This window comes from Streptomyces griseocarneus (genome assembly GCF_014655595.1).
Taxonomy (GTDB): Bacteria; Actinomycetota; Actinomycetes; order Streptomycetales; family Streptomycetaceae; genus Streptomyces; species Streptomyces griseocarneus.
The window spans coordinates 1-1,749 of the sequence record NZ_BNBL01000033.1 but is presented as its reverse complement, the minus strand read 5'-3'; the positions used below and the strand labels follow the sequence as shown (position 1 = coordinate 1,749).

Genomic DNA, 1,749 nt, shown 5'->3' with positions numbered 1-1,749 from the left:
GGCACCTACCGGTGGGTGGTGGAACGGACCTTCGCCGGGCTCCACGGCTTCCGCAGACTCCACATCCACTGGGAACGACGTGCCGGCATCCACGCAGCGTTCCTCCGCCTCGCCTGCTGCCTCATCACCCACAGGCAAACAACTCATTGTGTTAGGCGCTGTAAGGGCCCCAACGAGCTTCCTCCGTAACCCTCAGCCGGTTTCAGAGTGGTGAGATCACAGCCTACGACGTAGCCTTGACATTAGTTCTGCAGCATAGAAGAAGCGCAGCGTAGGCACCCTTTGAGCGACGCAATGCACGGGCCCTCAGCTCGTAACTGCACCTGCCTTCAGGAACCGCCCCCACCCCTCAAGGGTAGCCACAACCAGATGGCACTCTACCTCAGGGAGAGTCTAATGACTGGCGCATCCTGGGCAATTATAGTGATCATCGCATCTCTCTTGTCGGGCTCCATTGCCTCGACATATCAGACTTACCGCAGGCGCTCGCACCCATTTCTCTTGATGCAAGAAGTTGCCACCTCCCTTAGCGCCGGCAGGACTGTTGAAGTCCCCAGGGAAGTCATAGAACGGCTGAATGCTGCATGGTTCTTTCCTTCTGCAATCGAAAAAGAAAAATTGAAAAGAATATCCCAGATCGAAGAACGGGTTGAGCTGCTCATTTCGCACGGCAAGCCACTCCTTGAAATCCTCAGAGGTGCAGTCGAATCGCTGGAAGCCCTAAGCGGCGCCGACGGTGACACTCCGAAAGTTCTCGCAGCCGCCTCTGATCCCCTAAGCAGAACATTCTTCGACTCGTTCGTTTCCAGTGCAGCCCTTGCAGGGATGCTCAACTTCAAGCCACCGAGCGGAAACAAGGAGCAGAAGCTCACCATATTCAGAACGAGCGAAAATGGTGGATGCTATCACGTACCCTTGTCGACCGGCCCTGTTGATTTCGGTGCAAGGCTTGACAGTTACCCGATACTCGATCACCGCCTTAAGCCTTTCATCGCGACGCTCGAGACTCTCGACCGGCTGTGCTTGAGGGATAGTTTTTCAAACGTTGCCGATATCCTGGCTTCCGAGATCTCAGTCGCCCAATCGCTCAAATCTGACCTGACTGGGATTAGAGATGCGCAGAGGCAATGGGACCTCCATCTATACATAGCCAACTATGGGGAAAGCGCTATGCTAATCACACCGCAAGCCACTCTTGAGGTATGGCGCGAGGGCATGAGGGGCAAATTGGAGGTCCAATGTGATCTTGCGGAGAGAGTAGAGCACGAGGGTGAATTGGCATTGAGATCGGAGCCGAATGGTCTACTCGTCCCAGCCGGAGAGAGCAGGGAGATCGCATTTATCACGACACAGGTCCAAGGAAATATGGAGATGAACGGGGTGAAGATCGGCGGGGAGCTCGCGGCAAAATACAAAGAAGGGGGCAGTAATGCTAGAATGCGCTTTACATATATCAGTGCTGGGCTACGTCAACGAAAAAGCACCAAGACCCCGGCAGTTTTGTTTCGTGAATCCGAGTAGCAGCACAAGGTGCCTACCCCAACGCAAGAGCGCCATCCTGGGCCGTCCTGGGGCTGGAAGGGCGCTCGATGGTGACCAACGTCAACAAACTGCCGGCAGCCCGGCAGCGGGTCAGAGCGGTGATCGATTAGGTGGCCGCAGGTCACGGCCGCCGGTGGTCAGGATGTGGAGTCTGCGGAAGCCGTGGAGCCCGGCGAAGGTCCGTTCCACCACCCACCGGTAGGTGCC

Annotated in this window: 2 protein-coding genes; both read left to right on the top strand. The window is 56.3% G+C overall.

The features are described 5' to 3' along the window. The coding region (locus IE295_RS33140; protein ID WP_190067516.1) for a transposase at positions 1 to 189 on the top strand (189 nt) is incomplete at its 5' end. 180 nt (positions 190 to 369) lie between these two features. Further along, positions 370 to 1,521: an ELL-associated factor gene (locus tag IE295_RS33135; protein WP_190067515.1), complete on the top strand. Its 1,152-nt coding sequence runs from the start codon at positions 370 to 372 to the stop codon at positions 1,519 to 1,521. Positions 1,522 to 1,749: the final 228 nt, after the last annotated feature.